We start from the raw sequence: 25,193 nt of genomic DNA on the forward strand, positions 1-25,193 counted from the left end.
TCGTCCATCCGCTCGATTGCGTCGCGCACCCTCGAAAGGTCACGGCCCTCGACCTGGTAGCGCTCAACCCCGGGAACCATCATCCCAGGCCGCAAAACCAGACTCGGTCGAGGAGGTCCACTCACTATCCCGGCATACGAGGTCATGACACGGTTCTTCCCACTGTCAGCGTGCAGGCCGCTTTTGGCAGCGAAATCCAACTTAGCCGTTGTCTGTGAACCGGTCCGTTCCGGTTCGTGAAATTCAGCGAGCCAGTTGTGAAAAATTGTAACTGGAGAGCTGCTATTTCACCTCGAATGTGGGTTTGAACCATGCCGGCGCAAGGCTCTGATCGAGATCCAGCGACGGTACATTGGTTTTGTCGATGATGGTCACATGCGGGCCGACATGTCTGTGCTGCAAAGTTCCTTCAATCGCGCGGATTGCCTGATCGATGGCGATACGTCCCTGCATGGGCGGTGAATCCGTAGGTGCTGCCAGCACCTTGGACCGGGTTATCTCCCGGAATGTCCCGTGGGTGAAATAGTCCGCCAGTATGCTGATCTGGCCTTCACGATTCTGGGCGCGCAGGACGCTTACGGCAGCGTCCGCTGTCGGGGCGCTGCCGACGATGTAGTCGATGTCCGGTTGAGACTCGAGCAGTTCCTCGATCAGAAGAAGCTGGATTTCCAGGCCCGTATCGCCCCATTTGACTGCGCTTATCTGGGCAGAGCTATCCTTGATGCCTTTTTGGAAGCCCGCCTCGATGAACTGCACCCACCCGGCGCCTTTAGGGCCGGGGAACCACGCAACTTTGACGGGCGCCGTGCCGGCGGGGTGAAGGCCCGCGAGATAAGCCCCGATCGAGCGTCCCATTTCTTCCCAAGACACGCCGGTTTTCGCCGTGATACCGGCATTGGCGATGTCGTTGACGGCGGCGATTACCGGAATGCGCTTCGAGATTTCCATGATGGTGGGGGTGAGGCCATCGTAGGAGACCGTGCCTACGATCAGCGCATCCGCATCGGCGCTGCATGCTTTTATCTGCTCGATCTGCCGGTCGAGATTGGGATAGCCGCCGGCCTCGACGACGGCCAACCCAATACCCGTCGCCTTGGCCTGCTCGACCATGCCGTAGTTGACGCTGACCCAGTAGGAATCCTTGAGGTGTGGATAGGAAGCGCAAATCTTCCAGTGTTTCGTGGCCTTGGCTACCGGCTGATAGTCGATCGTCTTTGGAGGCTGCGAATAGTCGAAGGGCGGATCCCATGTATCGAGCTGCCAGGCGACAGGGACGTCGCCAGCGATGGCAGGCGCTGCGGCCGATGCCAGAATTGCCGTGCAAAACAGGCAGCTTGGAAGGAGACTTGCGATCCTTATCATGCCTCGAACGCTAGACGGCTTACGCTGGCAGTGCAAACCGTGGTTATATTAAAACATGCTTCGTAGGCTCGGTATCGGTGGGAGGCTGTTTCTCGCCTTCCTGTGCATCTCTGGTCTGTCGCTGTCATCTGGCATCGCCAGTTGGCTGATCCTGCGTCATATCGCGGCTGCCCAGTCGGTAGTGAACACAAAGGCGCTGCCGGCCGTTGCCGCGACCCAGCACACGGCGGAACTCAGCGCCAAGCTGGTGGCGACCGCGCCTGTGCTTGCCGCCGTCCAGTCGAGCGCCGAACTGTCGAATGAACAAGCCAAGCTGTCGCGCCTCGCGCAAGAGATGGTCGCCTCGCTCGACGAGGCCAGGAAGCTTGCCATCGACACGCAGCTTGTCGAGGAGTTCGCCGGCGCTGTCGAGAAGATGCTGGCGAACCTGAAAAGCAATTACGAGCTCGTGCGCCAGAGGCTCGAGGAGGAGGCCGCCTATCGCGACAGCGCCGAGAAGGTGGCCGATGCGGCGCAATCCATCCTGCTTCTGTCCGAGACGCTGATCTCCAACGCCTCTGCTGGCGCTTCAGCCGTCACCGCCAATCTCTACGGCCTTATCAACGATCCCGCACGGCGCGAAGACGCCTACAGCGCAATTGACCGGCTGATCGAGCACGACATCTTCCTGATGGAGCGCATGTATGAACTGCGCCACCGCAGCGCCCAGATCAGCCTGCTCATCAACCGGCTGAACCGTGCAGAATCCATGGTTGAGATCACCGAAATCAGCCGCATTTTCCAGGACCACATGAAGGTCATCCGCCGGCGCATCCTGGGTATCGACGATCCGGTGCGACGCGCGCAGGCGCTACAATCTTTCAACACCATGGAAACCGCGGCAGGCGACACGCCGGTTGCCGGGTCGCTGTTTGGACGGCGGCAACGCATCATAGATCTGGTCGGCAAGCTGGACACGCTGGCGGAGGCCAATCGCGATCTGTCGGTCAAGCAGAACGCGGTTGCCAGAACCATTCTCGACCGGTCCGGCGAATTTGCCCGGACGACGGCGGAACGGGCTGATCACGCCGTGCAGATCGGCGTGTTCGTGCTGATCCTTACATTGCTTGGTGCGGTGCTGGTGTCGGGTACGATCGTGTGGCTTTACGTCGAGCGCAATCTGGTCAGGCGGCTTGGTGGCCTGTCACGCGCCATGCAGCGGCTGACGGCCGGCGATCTCGCAGTACAGGTGGCGGAAGACGGCGACGACGAACTGCGAACCATGGCTGTCGCAGTCAACAGGTTCCGTGACGAATCGCAGCGGCGGCTCGACCTGGAACAGGAGCGCGAGCGCATCACTGTCGAGTTGAAGCGCCACCGCGAGGAATTGCAGCAACTGGTCGAGGAGCAAACCGAACAGATACGGCTGGTCAATACGCAGCTACGCCAGGAAGCACTGGATCACGCCGAAGCGCGGGAACGGGCCGAACAAGCGAGCAGCGCGAAATCGGCATTCCTTGCAACGATGAGCCACGAAATCCGCACGCCGATGACCGGAATGCTCGGCATGATGCGCCTGCTTTCCGATACCAAGCTGAGTTCGGCGCAGCGCAAGCACCTCTCTATCGCGGCCAACTCCGGCGAGGCGTTGCTGGGCATCCTCAACGCGATACTCGACTACTCCAAGATCGAATCCGGCAATGTCGTGCTGGAGCAGGTCGACTTCGACATGGCCACGCTGGTCGAGGGCGTCGTTGCCTTCATGCGGCCGATCGCGACCGAAAAAGGCCTCGATTTCAATTTGAAGATCGACCGCAAGCTTGCGCCGGCATTTTCGGGTGATGCGACGAAGATAAGGCAGGTCCTGTTCAATCTCGTCAGCAATGCGATCAAGTTCACAGAACGCGGTGGTGTGGAGGTAGAGGTCACCAAGGCGGAAGCGGACAAGAGTTCGCAGCGCGTCATCGTGACCATTGCCGACACCGGGATAGGCATCTCGCCGGAGCAGCAGGAGCACATCTTCCAGGCATTTACGCAGACCGATGCCTCGATCACGCGGCGCTTCGGCGGCACTGGCCTCGGGCTTGCCATCAGTCGCGAACTTGCGCGGCTGATGGGTGCGGAGCTGAAAGTCGAGTCCGCGCAAGGCACGGGAAGCAAGTTCATTTTCGAGCTGACGATGAAAACCGCGCGCCGGCCTGGCCGTGCGCAACAGCGTGGCCCGCGCGCCGCCAAGGCAAGACAGGCGCTCAACATTCTGATGGTGGAAGACGATGAAGCGACGCGGCTGGTCGCCGACACGGTTCTGTCGAAGGCGGGCCATCGTGTGAGGGCCGTCAGTTCCGGTTATGCGGCCGTCGAAGCCGTTGCCGATTTCAAGCCGGATATCCTCGTGATGGATATTAGCCTGCCGGGCATCGATGGACTCGAGACCATGAAGCGCGTGCGGAAGGCTCTCGAGGCGCCTGGCCTGCCGGTGATCGCCATGTCGGCGCATGTCTTTACGTCCGAGGTCGAGCGCTACCTGAATTCCGGTGTCGATGCCTTTGTCGCCAAGCCGATCATCGACGAGCAGTTGCTCGAGGCTATCGGAACGCTGACGGATCGGGTCCCTGCCGGGACCGTGCTGGCCGCCTTTGACGAAGTTGCCTGCAAGGCCGACGTCGACGCCTTGGGCCTTGAGGTTGTTCGCCGGTTGCACAGGATTGCGCAAGACAGCCTGCCGCGCCGTTTCGAGGCGATGCATGAGGCGCTGCGCGGTAACGACCGCAAGGCGCTGCGGGATCTGGCCCATGCCACGAAAAGCTCGGCCGGATCGCTTGGCTTTCCGAGGCTGCTGGCCGCATCGGTTGCTCTCGAGACAGCCTCGGCTTCCGGGTCCGCAGCTGAACTTGGGCACATTGTCAGCGAGTGCGAGGCGGCTTTTGCTGCCGGCTTCGCACAACTGGACCAAACACTGCCTGCCAACGAACCTGCGGAGCGCACAGCGGCGGAATAAACCCGATCTTCAGTAGCGCGGGGCGTCCCGCTCGATGGGCTGCGTCGCTTCAGGTGTGAAGAAGTAGCCTTCGCCATGTGCGGTGACGATGATGCGGGGGGCGCGCGGATTGTCGTGAAGTTTCTGCCTCAGACGCCGTACCAGCACGTCTACGGTGCGGTCGCTGGCATCCCATTCGCGCCTCGATATCTCATGCAGCAGGCGCTCGCGCGAAAGCACCTGGCCGGGATTGGCGGTGAGCACCGCCAGCAGCTTGAATTCTGCTCCGGTCAGGTCGACGAATGTGCCGTCTGTCGCCTGTAGCGTGCGGCGAGCGACATCGAGCGTCCAGCCGTAGAAGCTGCGCGTGGAAGCGTTGGCATTCGGCTGCCGGCTTTTGCCGACGCGCCTCAACAGTCCCTTCACCCGTGCCAGCAGTTCACGGTGCTCGAAGGGCTTGGTTACGTAGTCGTCCGCTCCGATCTCAAGCCCGACAATGCGATCGACCGTATCGGTACGGCCGGTGACGAGGATGATGCCGGCATCGGACCTTTCGCGTTGTTCGCGGGTGAGCTTTAGCCCGTCCTCGCCTGGCAGGTTGATGTCGATCATCAAAAGGTCGGCGGGATGGCGACCGACGATGCTGCGCATCTGTTCGCCGTCGCCGGCTTCGCTGACCTTGTAGCCCTCGGCCAGAAAATAGCCGGCAAGCTTCGCCCGCGTAACCGGGTCATCCTCCACGATCACGATGTGATGCTGGAGCCGCATACCGAATTCCTCCCGAAATCCGATTAACATCTTTTCACATGGCAAGCCACGACTTTTACACCGACGACGACACCGGTTCACGTCTGGCCGTTATTCTGGCTGGGCTGAGCGTATCAGAACTACCCGCAGAGGTGATTTTCCGCTCGACGGGAACAATGAACATAAAGGGAGAAGAAATGAGAAAACTCACCAAATCCGCAAGCGTGGCCGCGATCCTGGCCTTCAGCGTATCCACCGCCTTCGCCCAGGATGCCACCGACGTGATCAAGATACCCACCCATAACTGGTCGAGCCAGATCGTCGGCGCGCACATTGTCGGCAAGCTGCTCGAAAAGACTGGCGCGAAGGTCGAATACGTGTCGGCCGACAGCCAGGTCGTCTACACCGCGCTTTGCGAAGGCGACGTGCATCTCGTCCATGAAGTCTGGGAAGGCGCCTTCGGCGTTGCCTTCGACAAGGTCGTGAAGGAAGGTTGCGTCATCGACGCCGCCACCCATGATGCCAAGACCCGCGAGGAATGGTGGTATCCGAAGTATGTCGAGGAAATCTGCCCCGGCCTGCCATCGTGGGAAGCGCTCAACGCCTGTGCCGACAAGTTCGCCACTGCTGAAACATCGCCCAAGGGGCGGTTCCTTGGCGGGCCGGTCGACTGGCTCAAGCACGATGCGGAGCGCGTCGAAGCACTCGGCATGAATTTCGAAGTGGTGAACGCAGGTTCGGCAGCTGCACTTTGGGCTGAGCTTGCCTCGGCCGAGAAGCGCAAGGAGCCGATCGTTCTCTTCAACTGGACCCCGAACTTTATCGAGGCTCTCTATGAAGGCGCGTTCGTGGAATTCCCGCCCTTCGATGCGAAGTGCAAGGACGATGCTTCCTGGGGAACCAACAAGGAGCTCACCTACGACTGCGGCAACCCGAAAGACGGCTATCTGAAGATCGGCGCGTGGAAGGAATTCCCGAGCAAGTGGCCGAAGGCTTACTCGGTGCTCCAGAAGATCAACTTCACCAACATGGATGTCGCCGTGCAGGCCAAGCTTGCCGACATCGATAACATGGAGCCGGAGGCGGCGGCCGACAAGTGGCTGTCCGACAACGAAGCCCGCTGGAAGGAATGGCTGGGCTCGGCCAGCTGATCCCGACTTCCAGACTTCTGCCTGTCTGACTGGCAGCGCCCGCTTGATTGCGGGCGCTCCCTCTGGTGCAGGCACGACGCTGACCCTGCAACGGCAAAGGGAATTTCCATGAGCGACCCCAAGATTGCATGCCGAAACCTCTGGAAACTGTACGGCCCCGATCCGGCCGGTTTCCTGAAGCGACATGATGGCCATCCCACAATCGAGGCCATCCGGGCGCAGGGCTACATTTCCGCCGTGCGGGATGTGTCGTTCGACGTCATGCCTGGCGAGATTCTCGTCGTCATGGGGCTTTCCGGCTCTGGCAAATCGACTTTGCTGCGCTGCCTGTCGCGGCTTGTCGAACCAACGGCAGGGGAGGTCATGTTCGAGGGTCGCGACATGCTGCGGGCCACCGACAATGAACTGATCGACTTGCGCCGGCACAAGATGGGCATGGTGTTCCAGAATTTCGCGCTGCTGCCGCACCGCACGGTTCTCGACAATGTTGCGTTTCCCTTGCAGGTTCGGGGAACAGGCCGGCAGGAACGGGAAAACCGGGCGCGCGAGGTTATCGAGCTGGTCGGCCTCAAGGGGCGCGAAGGCTACTACCCGCGCGAACTATCGGGCGGCCAGCAGCAACGCGTCGGCATTGCCCGCTCGCTCGCCGTCGGGCCGGACCTGTGGTTCCTCGACGAGCCTTTTTCAGCGCTCGACCCGCTGATCCGCAAGGAAATGCAGGATGAGTTCCTGAGGCTTCAGAAAGTTCTCAACAAGACGATCGTTTTCATCACGCATGATTTCGACGAAGCCATACGCGTCGCTGACCGCATTGCCATCATGAAGGATGGCGCCATCGAGCAGCTTGGCACGGCGGAGCAGCTGGTGACCCGCCCGGCCACGCCCTATGTGGCGAAATTCACCGAGAACATTCCGCGAGACCGGCTGCTGTCGGTCAGAAGCGTCATGGAGCCGTCGGCACCGCGCAAGCCGGCCAAGGACGCGATCCGGGCCGATGCGCTGCTTGCCAGCGTCGCGCGCCGGATCGTAACCACGGAACGTCCGATAGACGTGGTCGATGACGAGGGCGCACTGGTTGGCACGCTCGACCGCGGCAGCTATATCGATGCGCTCTATGATCAGGAACCGGCCCGATGAGCGCGGTGGCCATGGAGCGGCCAACCAGGGCCGATGCGCCTGGGGCATTTGCAAAAGCGGCGAAGCCTGCGCTCTCCGTTCTCCCTTTCCTGATCCTGTTCCTGTGCGCGCCGCTGTTGCCCGGCTGGATGATGAAAGTGCCGCAGGCGTGGACCATCCCGTTCATCGACTGGACGAACGCGTTCATTGACCATCTGCGCGACGATGCCCTTTTCGGGCTTTTCTCATTCCGCGACTTTACCCGCTGGATTGCTGAACTCATCACCTGGCCTCTCGCCCTTGTGGAAGGCCTGCTCGTGTCGGGCTTTCCGGCCATCGGCCTGCCGGCGATGCCGTGGGTGATGACGGCGGGGCTGTGCGGCGTTCTCGGATGGTCGTTGCGCGACTGGCGGCTCGGCGCGCTGGCGGCGGGTTGCGTCGCCTATATGGCTATCTTCGGCAAATGGGAACTTTCGATGATCACGCTGTCGGTGGTGCTGGTTGCAGCACCCATTGCGGGTGGTATCGGCTTCCTGCTGGGCATACTGGCGGTCAAGAAGCCGTGGTTCGAAGCGGCAATCGTGCCGGTCCTCAACGTCCTGCAATCATTGCCGCATTTCTCCTACCTCATCCCCATCGCGGTCTTTATCGGGGTTGGCCACAAGGCCGGAACTATCGCGACCATCATCTTTGCCATCCCGCCCATGGCGCGGCTGACGATCCTCGGCCTGAAAGGCATAGCCGAGGAAATCCGTGAAGCCGGCAAGATGGCGGGGTGCACCCGTTTCCAGATGCTTTGGATGGTGGAGATTCCGGCGGCCCGCCAGGCCCTGCTCGTGGGCGTCAACCAGGTCATCATGCAGTGCCTTGCCATGGTCGTCATCGCCTCGTTCGTAGGTGCGCGCGGGCTGGGGCACGACCTGCTGTTTCGCCTGCAGTCGCTCAAGATTGGCCAGGCACTCGAAAGCGGCGTCGCAATCGTGCTGATGGCCATCGTGCTTGACCAGTTGAGCCGCGCGGCTGCCGAAAAGCAGCCAAGCCACCTTGCCGAAAACACCTCCTGGCTGGCGCGTTTCCCGTTCGTATCGATCGCGATTGCCGTCTGCGTTGTCTCGCTCGTCCTGTCGGCGATCACGCCTTATGCCAGCGTCTGGCCGACCGAATGGACCTTGAGCACGGCGCCGTTGTGGGACGGTCTCGTCGACTGGATCACGCTCTATTTCTTCGACCCGCTCCAGTATTTCCGCGACGGCATGCTGCTCTATGTGCTGATCCCGATCCGTGGGTTGTTCCAGCAGATTCCGTGGACGGCCATGGTGGCGCTGGTCGCGGTGGCGGGCTGGTCGCTCGGAGGCTGGCGCCTTGCGTTGATCGTGTCCGGCTTCGTGCTGTTCATCGCCTTTGCCGGGTTTTGGGAGCGTTCGCTGATCACCGCCTACATGGTGACGGTTGCAGTGTTGCTGTGCATCCTCATCGGCTTGCCGATTGGCATTTGGGCTTCGAAGACGGAGCGCCGGGCAAAGCTGGCGAAGCTCTGGTGCGATACGTTCCAGACCTTCCCGTCCTTCATCTACCTGATCCCGGTGATCATGCTGTTCAAGGTGGGTGACGTGGCGGCGATTTCGGCCATCATCATCTACGCGATGATCCCGACCATTCGCTATACCGTGTTCGGCCTGCGCAACGTTCCTCAGGATATCGTCGAAGCCGGCATCACGTCCGGGTGCACCCAACGCCAGCTTTTGTGGAACATCCGCATGCCGCTGGCCTTCCCGGAAATCATGCTCGGCATCAACCAGACCATCATGTTCGCGCTGTTCATGGTCATCATCGCTGCCTTCATCGGCACCAAGGACATCGGGCAGGAGATATTCCGGGCGCTGACGTTCAACGATGCCGGCAAGGGCCTCGTGCTTGGCCTGTGCGTCGCCTTCATGGGGCTCACAGCCGACAAGCTCATCACCGCGTGGTCGGCGGAGCGCAAGAGCAGGTTGGGTCTGGTCTAGAGCTTGACGTTTAGCGAGGAGGGGTCTCGATGAGCCCTCCCGCCGTCAATCGATCGTCTGGTTGTGATTGCGGAAGACCTTGCGCAAGGCTTCGACATCGCGGGCGCGAACCGCTGCGGTCATCGCCAGATGTTCTTCGTAGAAGCGTTTCCAGATTGCCGGATCGCCGAGAAGGACATGGCTTTTCGAGGCGAGCCGCGCCGAGATGAACGAGCGGATCGACTGCAGGAAGAAGCTGTCGCCGATGGCCTCGAGACGCTCGTGGATCTGGAAGTTCACCCGCAGGTACTTTTCCTTGTCGCGATTTTCGAACGCCTTGGTCATCAGCATCTCGAGGACTTCGAGTTCTGCAATGTCATCGTCGGTGACGAGCCGGCAAATGCGTTCGGCGAGGATTTCATCGACGACCGAAACGATGGCCATGCCGGTGTGATATTCCTCGTTGTCGACAACACCGACGCGCGCGCCCTTGTTGGGTGTTATCTCCACGAAACCCCGCGATTCCAGCATTCTGAGCGCTTCACGCATGGGGGTGCGCGAGACGCCGAACTGCCGCGAAAGGCCCTGTTCGGTGACCTGCGTTCCCGGAGGCAACACGCCCAGATAGATGAGATCGCGTACTTTCTCGTAGAGCTGCGCCGAAAGGGTGGCGCTGCCCATCCCCTGATCCAGCTTCATCGCGCGCCCGCCGACGGAGGAAGAAGGCAGGCTGGCAGCGCCACCTGGGGCATCGTCCATTTTCTTGGCTGGCATAGGGGAGCCTTGTTCCTGCGGAAGTTGCCGGGCAGTTCGATCAGCCGTCATCAGACAGTTGATGCATGTCGGCGGCACTCCAAGTCAATACGCCCTGTGTGCCGATGGCGGGAGGCGTGTTCGTGCGAATATGGCTGGCGAGGACGCCGAGGTCGTCTGTTTCTATATGCAGGCGGTAATATTCGCCGCAGAATTCCGAACCTACGACCGTGCCGACCAGCGAGCTTGGCCCAAGTCCGTCAGCGTCGAAGCCGACCGCATCGGGACGAACGGCGAACTGCATGGCCCGCCCGTCGGATGCAGCCTCGCCATTGCGCGGAACCGCTGCCTTGCCGATCTGGAGAAACGTCTTGCCGTCTTTGGTCAGGCTGGTGCCGGCGACGATGTTGGAGGAGCCCATGAACTCGGCCACGAAACGATTGCGCGGACGCTGGTACAAGTCTTCGGGCGAACCGATCTGCTCAGCGCGCCCGCCAGCCATGACGAGGACCTGATCGGACATCGTCAGGGCTTCCTCCTGATCGTGGGTGACCATGATCGTCGTGATGCCCGTTGCGCGCTGCAGGCTGCGAAGCTCCTGGCGCAGGCTTTCGCGCAGCCGCCGGTCGAGGGCGCCCAGCGGCTCGTCAAGCAGGAGCAGCGACGGTTCGAACACGATTGCGCGGGCCAAGGCTACCCGCTGCTGTTGTCCGCCTGAAAGCTCGCTTGGAAGACGTTCGCCAAATCCTTCGAGCTTCACCAGCCGCAGCGTTTCCTCGACCTTTTGGCCGATCGTCTCAGGCGGGTGGCCGCGCACCTCAAGCGGGAAGGCGATGTTGCCGCTCACAGTCAGATGCGGGAAAAGCGCATAGTTCTGGAAGACCAGCCCGATGTTGCGCTGGTTCGCCGGCTGATGGGTCAGGTCCACCCCATCGATCATGATGCCGCCGCTGGTCGGTTCGACCAGACCGGCTATCATGTTGAGGACTGTGGTCTTGCCCGATCCGCTGGGGCCGAGGAAGGAGATGAAATCCCCTTCCTTAACCTGCAACTCAAGGCCGTCCACGGCAAGATGGTTGCCATACCGCTTGGTCAATCCCGTCAGGACAAGCTTTTCGGTCATTCTCACCTCTATCGGGGTGTGTTTGTTCATGCCTGCCACAGCACCGATTTCTGATGCATGAGCGACAACAGAAGTTCCCGGCCATTGCCATAGCCGAAGCCGCTTTGCTTGGCAGGCTCCCATGTCGAGCCGGTTGCGATGCCAATCGCTGCATTGATCTTGAGCAGGCCGACGTCGAGTTGATCCATGGCCTGCATGGCGTGGCGCGATGAGTCCGTAAACAGCACCGCGCCGAGGCCATAAGGGCCTTCGTTGGCCATTGCGATTGCCTCGTCGAAATCGTCGAAAGGCCGTAGGGCAGCGACCGGCCCGAAGGTCTCTTCCTGCCAAAGCGCGCAATCAGCCGGAACTTCGGCAACGATTGTGGGCGGATAGAAGAAACCAGGACGTGGTTCGCGACGACCTCCGGTCAGGATTTGCGCGCCGGCACGCGCCGAGTCCGCAACCTGGCTTTCCACGATGGTCAATTGGCTGGCATCGATCAGGGGACCAATCTGGGTCGCCTCCTCGAAGCCGGGGCCGATTTGCAGCCGGGTGGCCGCCTTGGCGAGGCGACCCGTGAATTCCTGGTAAAGCGAGCGATGGACGAGGAAGCGTTCGCTGGACGTGCAAATCTGGCCGGCATTGCGCATGGCGCATTCCAGCGCCACGGGCACGACGCGATCGAGATCGCAAAGTGCATCGACGATGAAGCAGTCCTTGCCGCCCAGTTCCATGATGGAGGGGCGAAGATGGCGCGCGCATTCCTCGGCGACACGCTGGCCGGTCCGCTGACTGCCGACGAACAGGACGCAATCGACGTCCGAGTGCGCCACCAGTTCCTTGCCTGCTTTGCCGTCTCCCGTCACGATATTCAGGACGCCGGCGGGCAGGATTTTCGATAGTGCGCGCACAGGAGCAAGAACGCTGTTGGGCGCTTTCTCCGAGGGCTTGAGCACTACGGTGTTGCCCACGGCCAGTGCCGCGAACACATGCGAGAGCACAGTCAACAATGGGTAGTTCCAGGGCATGATGCAGGCGACGACGCCTCTTGGGCGCGCATGCTGGAAACTAAGCGACCTGGCCTGCGATGCCTGTTTGCCGGTCCGAAGCTGGGTTGCCAGTTCGGCCACGGCAACGATCTCATCGGCCGTTATCGTAGCTTCGACGCGGGATTCGATGATGGGCTTGCCATTTTCCAGCGTTATACACCGGGCAATCTCTTCGGCGTCGGATCGAATTTGGCTGGCGCAGCGGTGCAACATCGCGGCTCGATCGACGGGCGCCAGCGCTGCCCATGCGTTGCCCGCCTTGCGTGCAGCAGCTACCGCGGTTGCGACGATTTCGGTGGTAGCCAGCGGCATCTGCCAAAGCGGCGTTTCGTCTGCCGGGTTGGACAGAATGCGTTCTTCGCCTGCCTCGGCCGTGAAGTCACGGCCGTCAATGAAATGCTGAAGCTGCAGAATATCAGCCATGTGCTTTTGACTCTGCGATACCGGTTTCCAGCGGCAGGCGCAGGATGAATTTGGGTCCGAAATAGTCGACCCGATGCACCTCGACGAAGCCGAGGCCGTGGTAGAGCGAATTGCTTTCCACGGACGTTGCGAGGAACAATTCCGTGAAGCCCTGTTCTCTGGCGTACTCGACGATGTGCCGGCAAAGCAGGGTCGCGAGACCGCGTCCGCGCGCGCCGTCATGGACAAACACGTTGCATATCCACGGCGTCGTGCCCGGCAGGAAATCGTAGCTGTCTGTTATGCGCAGCGACGCCATCGCTGCCGGCGCGCCATTGATTGTTGCGACAAATGTTGCGGGTAGCGCGCCGGCAGGAGTGGCCGGGTCATAGCGGATGAGCGTGTTTTCCCAGCTTCTGCGCATGGGCACGGACCACTGGAAATAAACCCAGCTCGCGATGACCGGCGCGAACTGCGGGCACGATCCAAGTGGCACTATGTCCACTCTGTCTTGCGGGCTTTCATTCATGTTCCAGCCATCCCTGCCGTGCCGCTCGAAATCATCGCCATGAGTGCCGCTTGACTCCATTTCAACATTCGTGCACATGTATACATGTACACATTATATGTCAACGCTTGCGGAGACGAGCATGACCATAACGCGCAGAACTGTCGTAAAACTATTAGGCTCGTCGGCATTTGCCGGCGCAATCTCATCTACGCTGGCATCGCGGGCATTTGCCGCCGCCAGTGAACTGGTCATTGCCCAATCGGGAGGACAAGCGGGCGAGGCACTCGAAAAGGCATATGCCGCGCCTTTTACCGCCAAGACCGGAATTCCTGTTCGTTTCGTCGGACTTGAATCGGCTCTTGGTGAGTTGAAGGCGATGCTGCAATCCGGCACCATCGACCGGCATGTCTGGGACGTCGAACTTGCCGACGTTTTATCGCAACCGGACCTGTTCGAATATCTCGATTGGGATGCCATCGCGCCCGATCCCATCTTTCCTGAAGCCAAACAGCCCAAGGCCATTGGCCGCCACTACTACTCCTACGTGATGTCGTGGAACGGCAAGGCCAAGCCGATCAGCACCTGGAAGAATTTCTTCGATACCGAGAATTTCCCAGGCCGTCGGGCGATGATGTCGTACGATGCCTATGCCCAGCTTGAAGTCGCGCTGCTTGCCGATGGCGTTGCCGCCGACAAGCTCTACCCGCTCGACGTCGATCGTGCGTTCGCTTTCCTTGAGGCGAACAAGGACAAGGTGCAGGTCTGGTGGGACAGCGGCTCGCAGGCCGCCGAACTGGTGACCTCGGGCGAAGTCGACTACGCGCTGATCTATTCGGGCCGTGTCGCCTACAGCAAGGATGTCGGCATGACCTACAACCAGGGCATCAGCGTACTCAACTATCTTGCAGTGACCAAGGGCATCGATGCCGACGCCAAGGCAGCGGCCATGAAGTTCTTCCATGAAATGACCGTCGCGGAAAACGAGCTCAAGGCCGTGGAAACCATCGCCTATTCGGGACCGAGCGAAGGTCTGGATGCCTTGCTCACCGATGAGCAGCGCAAGGTGTTGCCGTCTTCCGTGCAGAACAGGGCGGTTCAGGTGCCGATCGACTCGCAATGGTGGACGGAAAACCGCGCGGCAATCGACAAGCGTTGGACTGAATTCCGCGCGAACCTTTAAACTCGGCAGCCCGATATAAAAAGGCATCGGTCATGAAGATGCTGTCTTCGCCTGCGGCAAGCCGGATCGCGCTCAATGCGCCTCTGGTCCTGTTCCTGGCTTTGACCCTCGTGGTTCCGCTCCTCGGCATTGTTGTTTTCAGCTTCGGGGCGGAGCCACATCTGTTGTCCAACTACGTGCAGGTCGTCTCCTCGCGGACCTATATGCGGGTGATTGGGATGACGCTGCTTTTGGGGGTCATCGTCGCCGCCACGACGACGGCCCTCGCATTCCTGTTTTCGCTGTGGGTACTCAACCTGCCCAAGCGGTGGAAACCCGTGGTCATCGCCTGCATCGTGCTGCCGTTCTTCATCAGTTATCTGGTGCGCGCGCTGAGCTGGATGCCGGTGCTTGGCTTCAACGGCCTGGTCAATCGCAGCCTGCTGGCAATGGGCGTGATCGATGCGCCGCTGACGTTGATCTACAATCCGCTGGCGGTCGTGCTTGGCACGGCCAACGTGCTCTTTCCCGTCGCTGCCCTGCCGCTGCTCGCAGCCTTCCACAAGGTCGACAGGCGGCTTCTTGATGCCGCGAAAAGCCTCGGTGCGTCGCGCTGGACGACATTCAAGCGCATATTCCTGCCGCTGGTCGGGCGCGCCACCTTGTCGACCTCGATCATGGTGTTCGCCATTGCAACAGGCTTCTACATAACCCCTTCCGTGCTTGGTGGCGGCAAGGTGCTGCTGGCGCCGAACCTGATCGAACTGCTCATCCACCGGCGCGGCGAATGGGGAAGTGGCGCGGCGTTGTCGGTCATCCTCTTGCTCATCTTCCTGGCATCGATTGCTCTGGCCAAAAGGCTAGGCACTCCGCGGCAGAGGCGGGTGAGCCGATGACCCAATCACGACCCCACCAAAGACGCCGGGTACTTCATATCGCTGCCGACTCGACGCTTGCCTTCGTTGGCATTGTCACATTGGCGTTCATATTGATGCCCGTCGTCGTGGTCTTTGCCGTCTCGCTGACCGCGGGCGAAAGCTTCGCGATCCCGACCGGTGCGCTTTCGTTGCGCTGGTATGGCGAATTGTTCGGCGATGCCCACTGGCGGCACGCCTTCTTCAACTCGGTTGCCATCGGCCTGCTTTCGACCTTGGGTGCGCTGGTGCTGGGGCTGCCGGCTGCCTATGCGGCCACCCGCTACAGCTACCGTGGCAAGTTCGTGGTTGAAGGGCTCGCGCTCAGCCCGCTTCTGCTGCCCACAGTGGCAATTGCGGCCGGGCAGTATCTGTTGCTGGCCAAGCTCAGCATCAGCGGCACGATGCTTGCGATCGTGCTCACCCACATCGTCTATGTGATGCCGTTCGTCTTCATCATCTGCGGGCTAGGCATCGCCGCGATAGATCCGCAACTCGAAGCAGCGGCCTTTTCACTCGGTGCGAGCCGATGGACGATATTCCGCCGCATCCTGTTGCCCAACATGCTGCCGAGCGTCATCGCTGCCGCCTTGCTCTGCTTCGTCAGCAGCTTCGATGAGCTGGTGCTGGCGCTCTTCGTCGGCGGCGGCGTCAAGACGGTGCCGCTGACCATTCTTGGCGAGCTCAAATACCAGCTCAAGCCAACGATCGCAGCGCTCAGCGTCAGCCTCAGCCTTTTTACCGTCACCGCCGCCAGCCTCGCCATCCTCCTGATGCGGCGGGGCAAGGTGAAGCTCGGCGCGGTCGTTTCGTGACGCCTCGCTACTATTTCGATTGGACCGAATGAAAATGGCCTACGAATTCCTCGCCAACCGCATGTACCGGATGCCCACGCATTTCGGGCCGACCCTCGGTCCGCGCCATAATCCGGACGGTGGCAGGTATGACTGGAGCGACCACGAGTTCGATGCCGTAAGCGCCTATTTCCTGTCGGAGCGGTCGGCGCTGGAGGCTCTGCTGCCGCCTGGTTTCGAACTCTACGGCGATCCGGTCGTCAAGGTTACTTTCGCCTATCTGCGCAACCTGCCTTGGCTTGCTGGGCGCGGCTACAACACACTCGGCGTCAATGTTCCCGCTCGATACAAGGGCAAGGTCGACGAGGCCATCGGCTCGCTTTGCCTTGTGCTTTGGGAAAACATGGCCGACCCGATCATCACCGGTCGCGAGGAACTGGGCGTTGCCAAGATCTACTGCGATCTGCCGCCGCCGCGCGTTGTCGCTGGGCGCATGAATTGCGAGGCGTCGTGGTATGGCTTCCGCTTCCTCGACATGGACTTGGGCGGATTGCGCGACGCCGATCTTGCGAAAGACAGGCTGGACCCCGGTCCCGACACGCAAGGCAACCTGCTCCATTACAAATACATGCCGAAGACCGGGGAGTGGGGCACTGCCGCCATCGCCCATGCGGCCCTGTCGCCCTCGCTGACTGCCGGCGAAGTCGTCGGCGCCAAAATCGGCACAGGATCAATCCGCTTCCAGCGCCCCACATGGGAAGACATGCCGACGCAGTTTCGGATCGTCAACACGCTGGCCGATCTTCCGGTTGTCAAATCGCTTGGAACCTCGACCATAACGGTCCGGGGTGGCAATTTCGACCTCTACAACCAGCGTGCCCTATCGTGAACGCCGACAGGACGAGCGGCTTTCACGACGAAGCCGCGGCGATCGGCCGGGCGGACCTAAAGACAGTGGCGTGTGTCGGGCTCGGCCTCATCGGCACGAGTTGGGCTGCAGTCTTCCTGTCACGCGGGTTTGCCGTTTGCGCCACCGACACGGAAGAGCGTTCATGGCAGCGCGCAGTGCCGATGATCGAAGCCAACATGGCCGACCTTGCCAAGATCGGCCCCGTGGTCGGAGGTTGGCGCGAGCGGTTGCGGTTTGAGCCCGATCTGGCTTCGGCAGTGCGGCAAGCCGACTTCGTCCAGGAAAACGGGCCGGAACAGGAAGCGCTGAAGGTCGATCTGTTCACGCAATTGGATAGCGTGCTTGCGCCTGACGTGGTCATCGCGTCGAGCACGTCGGGCATCCCGATGTCCGCCATCCAGAAGAATTGCAGGCATCCCGAACGCTGCATCGTCGGGCATCCGTTTACGCCTGCTCATCTGGTTCCGCTGGTGGAAATCGTCGGCGGGGCGAAAACCAGCCCCGGCGCGCTTCATTGGGCAAGGACGTTCTATGAAAGTTTGGGCAAGACAGTGGTACATGTGCGCAAGGACGTGCCGGGCTTTCTTGCCAACAGGTTCCAGACCCTTGTTTTGCAGGAGGCGTTGAGTCTTGTGAAGAACGGCGTCGCGACCGTCGAGGAAGTCGACGAAGCCTTCGTCAATGGACCCGGCCTACGCTGGGCGCTTTACGGCCCGTTTGCCCTGACGGCGTTTTCCGCCGGCGAGAAAGGCATCGGCGCCGCACTTCGCCGTTACAAGGGCCATCGTGAAAATGTGCTTGCCTCGATCCATCCGGTCGAAGTCGACAATGCGCTGATCGATGAGGTCGAGCGGCAGGTTGGCGAGTTGCCGGAGTTGAAGGAACCCGGCAAGGCCCTGCAGGACAGGGACCGGCAATTGCTGGAACTGCTGCGCCATCTTCGGCAATAGGCCTCGCCCAAAATTCATCCTTGATGACATGCGCCGAAGGTTGCTTTGTGCAATTTTCGGTGTTCGTGCTGGTGAAATCTTGCCCGAAATTGCCATCGGGCGTAGGCATCATGGTCAAAGGTGATGAGAATGAAAACGCCAGCCGATCTGCCCGTCCTTGTCAAACGCAGCCTGCAGGCCCAGGTGATCGGGCCGATCCATGCCGAGATGGTAGAGGCCCTGGGCAAGGAAAAAGCCGACGCCATTCTTGATGCGGCAATTCGTAAGGCTGCCATCGCCGAGGGTAAGTCATTCGCCGGCAAGGCGCCGGGCGGCGAGACCTCGATGGCGGAATTCATAAAGCTCTACGATTTGTGGACGGCGGATTCGGCGCTGGAAATCGAAGTTCTCGATGCAACCGAAGATACGTTCAACTTCGATGTCGTCCGTTGCCGTTATGCCGAGACTTATCGGGAAATGGGGCTTGGCCATATCGGCCATCTGATGTCCTGCAACCGCGATGGCAATTTCTGCAAGGGCTACGATCCGAACATCCAGCTCGAGCGCACCCAGACAATCATGGCCGGCGCGCCGCGCTGCACCTTCAGGTACACCTACGAAAAGGCCAAGTGATCGGTGTCGAACGGACCGGGCAACGCATCCGGCTTTGCGCCCTCGCATGATCAGCCGATCCCTTATCTTCAGCGGGTTCGAACCTATTATCAGGCATTGGGGTATGGCGCGCCTTACGAATGGGCGCACTATGCCGAGGTGCCTTTTCACCGGTTGCAAAAGCCGCTGGCTGAGTGCCGGGTTGCGATTGTCACCACGGCCGCGCCTTACCAGCCTGACAAGGGCGATCAGGGGCCGGGCGCGTCTTACAATGCCGCCGCCAAATTCTATCAGGTCTATTCCGGCGATACCGCAAGCGATCCCGATCTGCGCATTTCGCATGTCGCCATCGACCGCAAGCACACGACCGCGGAAGATATTGCGAGCTATTTTCCGTTGGCCGCGCTGAGGCGTGCGGCAAAGCGTGGACGCATCGGTGAAATCGCGCCGCGCTTCCATGGGCTGCCCACCAATCGCAGCCAGCGCACCACGCTGGAGACGGATGGTCCGGAGATACTCGCCCGATGCAAAACGGATGCGGTCGATGCGGTGTTGCTCGTCGCCAATTGCCCAGTCTGCCACCAAAGCGTCAGCCTTGCCGCGCGGCTTTTGGAAGCTACCGGCATTGCCACGGTCATCATGGGCTGTGCCAAGGACATCGTGGAGTATGTCGGCGTGCCGCGCCTTGTGTTTTCGGACTTTCCGCTTGGCAATGCGGCTGGGCGGCCGGGAGACTTGAACTCTCAAGAGGCGACGCTTGAGTTGGCATTGGCCTTGCTTGATGCTGCCCCGGCAGCTCGCACCACGGTTCAGTCACCGCTTGTATGGAGCTCAAACCCGGACTGGAAACTCGACTATTGCAACATCGAGCGGCTTTCCCCTGACGAGATCCGGCAGAGGCGGGCCGATTTCGACGCACAAAAGACTGTCGCTCGAGGTCTGCGTGAGGGGCAGGGCGAGGCAGGCTCATCATGAGCGGCGACATGAAAACCCCTCTTGAGCGGCTTGAAATTCGAAATGGCGAGTTGTCGGCCAGCGTGCTTGCATATGGGGCGACGCTTGCCGATTTGGTCGTGCCGACGCGCTTCGGACCAAAGAGCATCGTCCTGGGTTTCGACAACCTCGAAGCCTACACGAGCCACGGCGCGTTTTTCGGCGCAATCGTCGGTCGCTGCGCCAACCGGATTGCCGGCGGCAAGGTGACGCTTGGCGGCAAGGGTCATCAGCTCGACCTCAACGAGAAGGGCCAGACGCATCTGCATGGCGGGGCGGGTGGTTTCTTCGCTCGCAACTGGCACGTCGAACGACATGACGAGACTTCGGTCCTCCTCAGCCTTGTGTCGCCGGATGGAGACCAGGGCTATCCGGGTCAAGTGCATGCGACTTGCAAGTACACGCTGGGTCCGGATCGTCTTGCCATCGAACTGCGGGCTGAAACGGGCTGCGAAACGCTGGTCAACATGGCGGCCCATCCGTATTTCAATCTCAACGGCGATGGCACTGCGCTCGATCACCGCCTGATGATCCCCGCGCAAACCTATACGCCGGTGGACGATGCTTCGATCCCGACCGGTGAAATCCGTCAGGTCGAAGGCACGGTGTTCGACTTCCGCGCCTTGCGTCCTATCCGCAATGAGGTGCACGGATTGCACAGCGGCTATGACCACAATTTCGTTCTGGCGCCTGCGCCATTCGCAAAGCCACAGCTTGCCGCTCGCCTCGAAGGCGACAGGTCAGGTGCGGTGATGGAGGTCTGGTCAACGGAGCCCGGATTGCAGTTCTATGATGGCGGGTCGCTTCCCGTTGCCGAGCCGTTGCGCGGAGGCGTTTCATCCCAACGCTTCGGAGCCGTGTGCCTTGAACCGCAGCGTTTTCCAGATGCAGTCCACCACCCGGGCTTTGCGGGTGCCTTGCTGCGGCCCGGCGAAATCTATTCGCAGGTTACGGAATTCCGCTTTTCGGTGATTTGAGCGCCGGCCTATGGCCGCCTCAGGCAAGCGCCTGCCAGAGCCATATCCAGAACAGCGTGTTGCTGGCGATCAGGAATGTCCAGGTTTGGGCGCGGTGCGTCATGGCGAAACACGCTAACGTGCCACGGTTAACGGATTGATTGCGTATCAGTTGCGCGCGCGGAACCATTTGTCCCATATCGGCACAAATCCGATTGGCATGGAAGCTGCGTTCCGTTGCGGTATGAAGATATCAGTGCGCCCTGCCAAACGAGACGGTAACCCGAAGGAGCTCTTCGAGCGAGCAATCGTGCCCGAAGACGTGACCATGGACGGTGAGGAGACCGTACTTACCCTCATTGTGAAGGACATCTACAGCAAGGGGTCGAACCAGCGTTATACGATCACGCTGACCGCCGACGACCTGGCGATGATCCTCGATAGCGCCGATATCGCCGAAGTGCTCAAGGCGGCGGAATAACGGCACCGCGCTGCGCTGCGACGCCCACATGCATCGAACGATTGTCGACGTTCTGGCCAGCTTCGGGCTGGCTTTTTCGCGTTGAGCCTTATGATCGGGCAGAATTCACCAAAATATGAACATTCGGCTTGATTGAAAGACACATGTTCATTAATCATGACTCTGCGGCAGGCTATCGCGGAGGAGTGAAGAATGAGCATCAATGTTGCCCCCATCGGTTTGGCACGAGACCTGAAGGAGCGCGCAGCCTCCGGCAAGCCGATCCGCATCGGGCTAATTGGCTCCGGTGAGATGGGTACGGATATCGTAACCCGCGTGGCGCACATGTCGGGCCTCGAGATTGGCGCGATTTCAGAGCTCAACATTCCCAATGCCCACCGGGCCGTCGACATCGCCTACCGCGAGAAGGGCTATTCGCGCGAGGTCTCCAATGCCGGCGACATGACTGCCGCCATTGAATCCGGCAAGATCGCGGTGACCAACGACGCCGACCTCATCATCAACAACGACCTGATCGACGTGGTGATCGACGCCACCGGCGTTCCGGCCGTGGGTGCCGAGATCGGCCTGCGCGCCATGGAACACGGCAAGCACCTCGTCATGATGAATGTTGAAGCCGATGTCACCATCGGTGCTTATCTCAAGAGCGAAGCCGACCGGCTGGGCGTGACCTACTCGCTCGGTGCCGGCGACGAGCCGTCGTCCTGCATGGAACTGATCGAATTCGTCTCCGCGATGGGCCACCCGATCGTTGCCGCCGGCAAGGGCAAGAACAATCCGCTCAACATCGATGCGACGCCGCCCGCCTATGAGGAAGAAGCCAAGCAGCGCAACATGAACGTGCGCATGCTGGTCGAGTTCGTCGATGGCTCGAAGACCATGGTCGAGATGGCGGCGATCGCCAACGCAACCGGCCTGGTGCCAGACAAGCCGGGCATGCACGGCCCCGCCGCTACGCTCGGCGAGCTTTCCAAGGTGCTGGTGCCCGAGAAGGACGGCGGCGTGCTGTCCAAGGTCGGCGTCGTGGATTACTCGATTGGCAAGGGCGTTGCGCCCGGCGTGTTCGTCATCGCCGACATGTCGCATCCGCGCATTTCCGAGCGCATGGAAGATCTGAAGATGGGCAAGGGTCCGTACTTCACCTTCCATCGGCCGTATCACCTGACTTCGCTTGAAGTGCCGCTGACCTGCGCCCGCGTCGTTCTCTACGGCAAGGCCGACATGGTGCCGCTTTCCAAGCCGGTCGCCGAAGTCTGCGCCGTTGCCAAGAAGGACATGCAGCCGGGCGAGAAGCTCGATGCAATCGGCGAATTCTGCTACCGCGCATGGATCATGACCGCGCCGGAAGCTCGCTCCGCCAAGGCCATTCCCTGCGGCCTGCTGCAAGGCGGATCGGTCACCGCGCCGATCAAGAAGGGCGAACTCATCACCTATGCCAATGCGGCGCCGGCTCCGGGTTCCAAGATTGCCGAATTGCGCGCCCGCCAAGACAAGCTGGTCTACGGTTAAGGAGGCCCAAGATGGCCACAGCCAGGAAAGCGATCTCGCCCGAGCAAACCAACCTGCCGTTCGCCTACCGGCAGTATTCGCCTGACCAGCTCAGGGATGTGCTGCGCAAGATGTATCTCATTCGCCGCTTCGAAGAAGGCGCGGAGGACAGCTACATGCGCGGCCTCATCCACGGCACTATGCACCTGTCCATCGGGCAGGAGGCGAGCGCCATGGGCATCTGCATGCCGCTCCATGAAGATGACCAGATCACCTCGACGCATCGCGGCCACGGCCACTGCATCGCCAAGGGAGCGGACGTGAAGCGCATGTTCGCCGAGTTCTTCGGCAAGACCACCGGCTACTGCAAGGGCCGTGGCGGTTCGATGCATATCGCCGACGTGGCCAAGGGCAATCTCGGCGCAAACGGCATCGTCGCCGGTGGCATTCCAATTGCGGTTGGTGCGGCACTTTCCTCCAAGCGCATGAAGACTGGCAAGGTCGTGATCTCGTTCTTCGGCGATGGCGCAAACAATGAAGGCGCGTTCCACGAAGCGCTCAACATGGCGTCGATCTGGAAGCTGCCGGTGATTTTCGTTTGCGAAAACAACGGCTATGGCATGTCGACGTCGACAGCGCGCTCGACGGCGGTGAAGAACATTGCCGACCGTGCGGCCGCTTATTCGATGCCGGGCGTCATCGTTGACGGCAACAATTTCTCCGAGGTTGCGGAAGCCTCCCAGGCCGCGGTCGAACGAGCGCGGGCAGGCGAGGGGCCAACGCTCATCGAATCCAAGACCTACCGCTATCGAGGTCACTCCAAGAGTGACCGCAACCGCTACCGCACCAAGGAAGAGATCGAGGACTGGATCACCAACCGCGATCCGATCCTGTTGTTTGAAACCGAGCTCAAGGAGTTCGGCATCATCGACGAAAAGGGCATCGAGGCGGTGCGTGAGTCGGTCAAGCAGGAAATCGCCGACGGCATCGAGTTTGCCAAGCAAAGCCCCGCCCCCGAACTGAGCGACCTCGGCCGCTATGTCTACACAGAGGTGGCGTGATGGATACGGCAGTGCGTGAACTGAGCTATGCGCAGGCCATCCAGGAAGCGATGGCGCTCGCCATGGAAGCCGACGATCGCGTCTTCCTGATGGGCGAGGACATCGGCGTTTACGGCGGTGCCTTCCAGGTCACCGGCGACCTGGTCGAACGCTTCGGCACGGACCGGGTGATGGACACGCCGATTTCCGAGCTCGGCGGCGCTGGCGTGGCGGTGGGTGCCGCCGTGACCGGCATGCGGCCGATCTTCGAGTTCCAGTTCTCCGATTTCGCCACGCTCGGCATGGAGCAGATCGTCAACCAGGCGGCGAAGATGCGCTTCATGCTTGGCGGCGAGGTTTCCGTGCCGGTGGTGATGCGTTTTCCAGCCGGTTCCGGTACGGGCGCAGCCGCCCAGCACAGCCAGAGCCTTGAAGCCTGGCTCGGCCATGTGCCGGGGCTGAAGGTTATACAGCCGGCGACGCCGCACGACGCCAAGGGCATGCTTCTGGCGGCTGTAGCTGATCCCGATCCGGTCATGATCTTCGAGCACAAGTTGCTCTACAAGATGAAGGGGCCGGTGCCGGAGGGCCATTACACGGTGCCGATCGGCAAGGCTGAGATACGCCGCGAAGGCCGCGACCTCACCATCGTCGCCACCTCGATCATGGTGCACAAGGCGCTGGAAGCTGCGGAGGCACTGGCTGGCGAGGGCATGGACATCGAAGTGATCGATCTGCGGTCGATCCGTCCGATCGACCGCGACACGGTGATCGGGAGCGTGAAGAAGACATCGAAGCTGCTTTGCGTCTACGAAGCGGTCAAGACGCTCGGCATCGGCGCGGAAGTCAGCGCCATGATCGCCGAGAGCGAGGCGTTCGACTATCTCGACGCGCCAATCGTGCGTCTGGGCGGAGCAGAGACGCCTATTCCCTACAATCCCGACCTGGAAAAGGCGACGGTGCCGCAAGTGCCGGATATCGTTGCGGCCGCACGCGATCTGGTCAAGGGAGTACGATAGCCGATGCCGGTCGAGGTCATCCTTCCCAAGGTCGACATGGATATGGCGACCGGGCAGATTTCGCGCTGGTTCGTCGAGGAAGGCGCGAGCGTCAAGCAGGGCGACGTGTTGTTCGAGATCGAGACCGACAAGGCCGCGATGGAGATCGACGCGCCGGCCAGCGGCATCCTCCGCAACATTACCGGCAAGGAGCGTGTCGATATCCCCGTTGGTCAAGCCGTGGCATGGATCTATGCCGAAGGCGAGGCCGCCGGAGCGCCGGCGGTTGCACCGCCTGCAGGCGAGACTTCGGCGAAGCCGGTAGAGGCCGCTGCTGCCCTGCCGGTATCAAACCAAGGAATGGCAGAGCCCTCCGCTTCGCTGGGCATTTCCTCCACCAGAGTGGAGAGTGACGGCGGCGGTGTTCGTGCCACGCCTCTCGCGCGTCGACTGGCCCGAGAAGCAGGGCTGGATCTCGCCTCCGTTTCCGGCACCGGTCCGCATGGTCGGGTGGTGAAGGCGGATGTCGAGGCTGCAATCAAGTCACCCCCCTCTGGCCTGCCGGCCATCTCCCCCTCAAGGGGGGAGATTAGCCTATCGCCAACGTCGAAACTGCCGATCTCCCCCCTTGAGGGGGAGATGGCCGGCAGGCCAGAGGGGGGTGCAAACCTTCCTGTGGATGACGCCGTGCTCAAGCTGTTCGAGCAAGGCTCCTATGAGCTTGTTCCGCATGACAATATGCGCAAGACGATTGCCCGCAGGCTGGTCGAGGCGAAGTCGAC

General features: G+C 61.0%; 23 protein-coding genes. 17 read left to right on the forward strand and 6 right to left on the reverse strand.

Annotated elements, in window-relative coordinates:
- Positions 1-282 precede the first annotated feature (282 nt).
- The gene (gene torT / locus ASD50_RS12615; protein WP_056241626.1) at positions 283-1,362 is read right to left on the reverse strand and encodes a TMAO reductase system periplasmic protein TorT; all 1,080 of its coding nucleotides are present in this window, start codon (positions 1,360-1,362) and stop codon (positions 283-285) included.
- Between the two features lie 55 nt (positions 1,363-1,417).
- On the opposite strand from torT, the gene ASD50_RS12620 reads away from it, so the two are divergent.
- Positions 1,418-4,339 (forward strand): ATP-binding protein, encoded by a 2,922-nt coding sequence (locus ASD50_RS12620; RefSeq protein WP_056241629.1) that lies wholly within the window; start codon positions 1,418-1,420, stop codon positions 4,337-4,339.
- Positions 4,340-4,348: 9 nt separating this feature from the next.
- Here ASD50_RS12620 and torR read toward each other — a convergent pair whose 3' ends face one another.
- The gene (torR, locus tag ASD50_RS12625) at positions 4,349-5,086 is read right to left on the reverse strand and encodes a two-component system response regulator TorR (protein WP_056241633.1); all 738 of its coding nucleotides are present in this window, start codon (positions 5,084-5,086) and stop codon (positions 4,349-4,351) included.
- A gap of 176 nt (positions 5,087-5,262) precedes the next feature.
- Between torR and ASD50_RS12630 the strand changes: the two genes are divergently transcribed.
- The 3 genes from ASD50_RS12630 to ASD50_RS12640 all read left to right on the forward strand — a co-directional run bounded on the left by ASD50_RS12630 (position 5,263) and on the right by ASD50_RS12640 (position 9,338).
- Positions 5,263-6,216 carry an ABC transporter substrate-binding protein gene (locus ASD50_RS12630; RefSeq protein ID WP_056241686.1) on the forward strand — a complete coding sequence of 318 codons (954 nt, stop codon included), beginning with the start codon at positions 5,263-5,265 and terminating at the stop codon, positions 6,214-6,216.
- Between the two features lie 108 nt (positions 6,217-6,324).
- Entirely contained in the window at positions 6,325-7,353 is a 1,029-nt protein-coding gene (locus ASD50_RS12635) for a quaternary amine ABC transporter ATP-binding protein (protein WP_056241638.1), read from the forward strand.
- A complete protein-coding gene (locus ASD50_RS12640) occupies positions 7,350-9,338 on the forward strand; it encodes an ABC transporter permease (protein WP_056241640.1) in 1,989 nt (662 codons plus the stop codon). The genes ASD50_RS12635 and ASD50_RS12640 overlap by 4 nt, the downstream gene beginning before the upstream one ends.
- Positions 9,339-9,383: 45 nt before the next feature.
- Here ASD50_RS12640 and ASD50_RS12645 read toward each other — a convergent pair whose 3' ends face one another.
- The 4 genes from ASD50_RS12645 to ASD50_RS12660 are packed head-to-tail and all read right to left on the reverse strand — an operon-like array spanning position 9,384 to position 13,215.
- A complete protein-coding gene (locus ASD50_RS12645; RefSeq protein ID WP_056241642.1) occupies positions 9,384-10,091 on the reverse strand; it encodes a GntR family transcriptional regulator in 708 nt (235 codons plus the stop codon).
- A gap of 40 nt (positions 10,092-10,131) precedes the next feature.
- Entirely contained in the window at positions 10,132-11,193 is a 1,062-nt protein-coding gene (locus tag ASD50_RS12650) for an ABC transporter ATP-binding protein (RefSeq protein ID WP_056241645.1), read from the reverse strand.
- A gap of 26 nt (positions 11,194-11,219) precedes the next feature.
- A complete protein-coding gene (locus ASD50_RS12655; RefSeq protein ID WP_056241648.1) occupies positions 11,220-12,647 on the reverse strand; it encodes an aldehyde dehydrogenase family protein in 1,428 nt (475 codons plus the stop codon).
- Positions 12,640-13,215 (reverse strand): GNAT family N-acetyltransferase, encoded by a 576-nt coding sequence (locus ASD50_RS12660; RefSeq protein ID WP_162252013.1) that lies wholly within the window; start codon positions 13,213-13,215, stop codon positions 12,640-12,642. The genes ASD50_RS12655 and ASD50_RS12660 overlap by 8 nt, the downstream gene beginning before the upstream one ends.
- A gap of 61 nt (positions 13,216-13,276) precedes the next feature.
- Here ASD50_RS12660 and ASD50_RS12665 point away from each other — a divergent pair, with 61 nt between their 5' ends.
- The 13 genes from ASD50_RS12665 to ASD50_RS12725 form a co-directional block, all read left to right on the forward strand.
- The gene (locus tag ASD50_RS12665) at positions 13,277-14,317 is read left to right on the forward strand and encodes an extracellular solute-binding protein (protein ID WP_162252014.1); all 1,041 of its coding nucleotides are present in this window, start codon (positions 13,277-13,279) and stop codon (positions 14,315-14,317) included.
- A gap of 32 nt (positions 14,318-14,349) precedes the next feature.
- Positions 14,350-15,192 (forward strand): ABC transporter permease, encoded by an 843-nt coding sequence (locus ASD50_RS12670; RefSeq protein ID WP_056241659.1) that lies wholly within the window; start codon positions 14,350-14,352, stop codon positions 15,190-15,192.
- Positions 15,189-16,025 (forward strand): ABC transporter permease, encoded by an 837-nt coding sequence (locus ASD50_RS12675; protein ID WP_162252015.1) that lies wholly within the window; start codon positions 15,189-15,191, stop codon positions 16,023-16,025. The genes ASD50_RS12670 and ASD50_RS12675 overlap by 4 nt, the downstream gene beginning before the upstream one ends.
- Before the next feature lie 34 nt (positions 16,026-16,059).
- On the forward strand, positions 16,060-16,893 hold the full coding sequence (locus ASD50_RS12680; protein ID WP_082549632.1) for an acetoacetate decarboxylase family protein: 834 nt from the start codon (positions 16,060-16,062) through the stop codon (positions 16,891-16,893).
- Positions 16,890-17,864 (forward strand): 3-hydroxyacyl-CoA dehydrogenase NAD-binding domain-containing protein, encoded by a 975-nt coding sequence (locus ASD50_RS12685; RefSeq protein ID WP_162252016.1) that lies wholly within the window; start codon positions 16,890-16,892, stop codon positions 17,862-17,864. The genes ASD50_RS12680 and ASD50_RS12685 overlap by 4 nt, the downstream gene beginning before the upstream one ends.
- A gap of 129 nt (positions 17,865-17,993) precedes the next feature.
- Positions 17,994-18,476 (forward strand): L-2-amino-thiazoline-4-carboxylic acid hydrolase, encoded by a 483-nt coding sequence (locus ASD50_RS12690; RefSeq protein WP_156465070.1) that lies wholly within the window; start codon positions 17,994-17,996, stop codon positions 18,474-18,476.
- 3 nt (positions 18,477-18,479) lie between these two features.
- Complete coding sequence (locus ASD50_RS12695) at positions 18,480-19,430, forward strand: glycine/sarcosine/betaine reductase selenoprotein B family protein (protein WP_056241669.1); 951 nt, start codon at positions 18,480-18,482, stop codon at positions 19,428-19,430.
- Positions 19,431-19,438: 8 nt separating this feature from the next.
- Positions 19,439-20,425 carry an aldose epimerase family protein gene (locus ASD50_RS12700; protein ID WP_244484509.1) on the forward strand — a complete coding sequence of 329 codons (987 nt, stop codon included), beginning with the start codon at positions 19,439-19,441 and terminating at the stop codon, positions 20,423-20,425.
- A gap of 235 nt (positions 20,426-20,660) precedes the next feature.
- A complete protein-coding gene (locus ASD50_RS12705) occupies positions 20,661-20,885 on the forward strand; it encodes a hypothetical protein (RefSeq protein ID WP_156465071.1) in 225 nt (74 codons plus the stop codon).
- Between the two features lie 192 nt (positions 20,886-21,077).
- Entirely contained in the window at positions 21,078-22,394 is a 1,317-nt protein-coding gene (locus ASD50_RS12710; RefSeq protein WP_056241678.1) for an NAD(P)H-dependent oxidoreductase, read from the forward strand.
- An 11-nt stretch (positions 22,395-22,405) separates the two neighbouring features.
- Complete coding sequence (locus tag ASD50_RS12715) at positions 22,406-23,434, forward strand: thiamine pyrophosphate-dependent dehydrogenase E1 component subunit alpha (protein WP_056241681.1); 1,029 nt, start codon at positions 22,406-22,408, stop codon at positions 23,432-23,434.
- Positions 23,434-24,432: an alpha-ketoacid dehydrogenase subunit beta gene (locus ASD50_RS12720; RefSeq protein WP_056241684.1), complete on the forward strand. Its 999-nt coding sequence runs from the start codon at positions 23,434-23,436 to the stop codon at positions 24,430-24,432. The genes ASD50_RS12715 and ASD50_RS12720 overlap by 1 nt, the downstream gene beginning before the upstream one ends.
- 3 nt (positions 24,433-24,435) lie before the next feature.
- A partial coding sequence (locus ASD50_RS12725; RefSeq protein WP_156465072.1) for an E3 binding domain-containing protein occupies positions 24,436-25,193 on the forward strand: 758 nt, incomplete at its 3' end.

Source organism: Mesorhizobium sp. Root552, assembly GCF_001427285.1.
Taxonomy (GTDB): Bacteria; Pseudomonadota; Alphaproteobacteria; order Rhizobiales; family Rhizobiaceae; genus Mesorhizobium.

What these genes read in the sequence shown, in the direction of transcription:
- torT (WP_056241626.1), bottom strand. Translation starts at nt 1,362, where the DNA reads ATGATAAGGATCGCAAGTCTCCTTCCAAGCTGCCTGTTTTGCACGGCA.
- ASD50_RS12620 (WP_056241629.1), top strand. Translation starts at nt 1,418, where the DNA reads ATGCTTCGTAGGCTCGGTATCGGTGGGAGGCTGTTTCTCGCCTTCCTG.
- torR (WP_056241633.1), bottom strand. Translation starts at nt 5,086, where the DNA reads ATGCGGCTCCAGCATCACATCGTGATCGTGGAGGATGACCCGGTTACG.
- ASD50_RS12630 (WP_056241686.1), top strand. Translation starts at nt 5,263, where the DNA reads ATGAGAAAACTCACCAAATCCGCAAGCGTGGCCGCGATCCTGGCCTTC.
- ASD50_RS12635 (WP_056241638.1), top strand. Translation starts at nt 6,325, where the DNA reads ATGAGCGACCCCAAGATTGCATGCCGAAACCTCTGGAAACTGTACGGC.
- ASD50_RS12640 (WP_056241640.1), top strand. Translation starts at nt 7,350, where the DNA reads ATGAGCGCGGTGGCCATGGAGCGGCCAACCAGGGCCGATGCGCCTGGG.
- ASD50_RS12645 (WP_056241642.1), bottom strand. Translation starts at nt 10,091, where the DNA reads ATGCCAGCCAAGAAAATGGACGATGCCCCAGGTGGCGCTGCCAGCCTG.
- ASD50_RS12650 (WP_056241645.1), bottom strand. Translation starts at nt 11,193, where the DNA reads ATGACCGAAAAGCTTGTCCTGACGGGATTGACCAAGCGGTATGGCAAC.
- ASD50_RS12655 (WP_056241648.1), bottom strand. Translation starts at nt 12,647, where the DNA reads ATGGCTGATATTCTGCAGCTTCAGCATTTCATTGACGGCCGTGACTTC.
- ASD50_RS12660 (WP_162252013.1), bottom strand. Translation starts at nt 13,215, where the DNA reads ATGGAGTCAAGCGGCACTCATGGCGATGATTTCGAGCGGCACGGCAGG.
- ASD50_RS12665 (WP_162252014.1), top strand. Translation starts at nt 13,277, where the DNA reads ATGACCATAACGCGCAGAACTGTCGTAAAACTATTAGGCTCGTCGGCA.
- ASD50_RS12670 (WP_056241659.1), top strand. Translation starts at nt 14,350, where the DNA reads ATGAAGATGCTGTCTTCGCCTGCGGCAAGCCGGATCGCGCTCAATGCG.
- ASD50_RS12675 (WP_162252015.1), top strand. Translation starts at nt 15,189, where the DNA reads ATGACCCAATCACGACCCCACCAAAGACGCCGGGTACTTCATATCGCT.
- ASD50_RS12680 (WP_082549632.1), top strand. Translation starts at nt 16,060, where the DNA reads ATGGCCTACGAATTCCTCGCCAACCGCATGTACCGGATGCCCACGCAT.
- ASD50_RS12690 (WP_156465070.1), top strand. Translation starts at nt 17,994, where the DNA reads ATGAAAACGCCAGCCGATCTGCCCGTCCTTGTCAAACGCAGCCTGCAG.
- ASD50_RS12700 (WP_244484509.1), top strand. Translation starts at nt 19,439, where the DNA reads ATGAAAACCCCTCTTGAGCGGCTTGAAATTCGAAATGGCGAGTTGTCG.
- ASD50_RS12710 (WP_056241678.1), top strand. Translation starts at nt 21,078, where the DNA reads ATGAGCATCAATGTTGCCCCCATCGGTTTGGCACGAGACCTGAAGGAG.
- ASD50_RS12715 (WP_056241681.1), top strand. Translation starts at nt 22,406, where the DNA reads ATGGCCACAGCCAGGAAAGCGATCTCGCCCGAGCAAACCAACCTGCCG.
- ASD50_RS12720 (WP_056241684.1), top strand. Translation starts at nt 23,434, where the DNA reads ATGGATACGGCAGTGCGTGAACTGAGCTATGCGCAGGCCATCCAGGAA.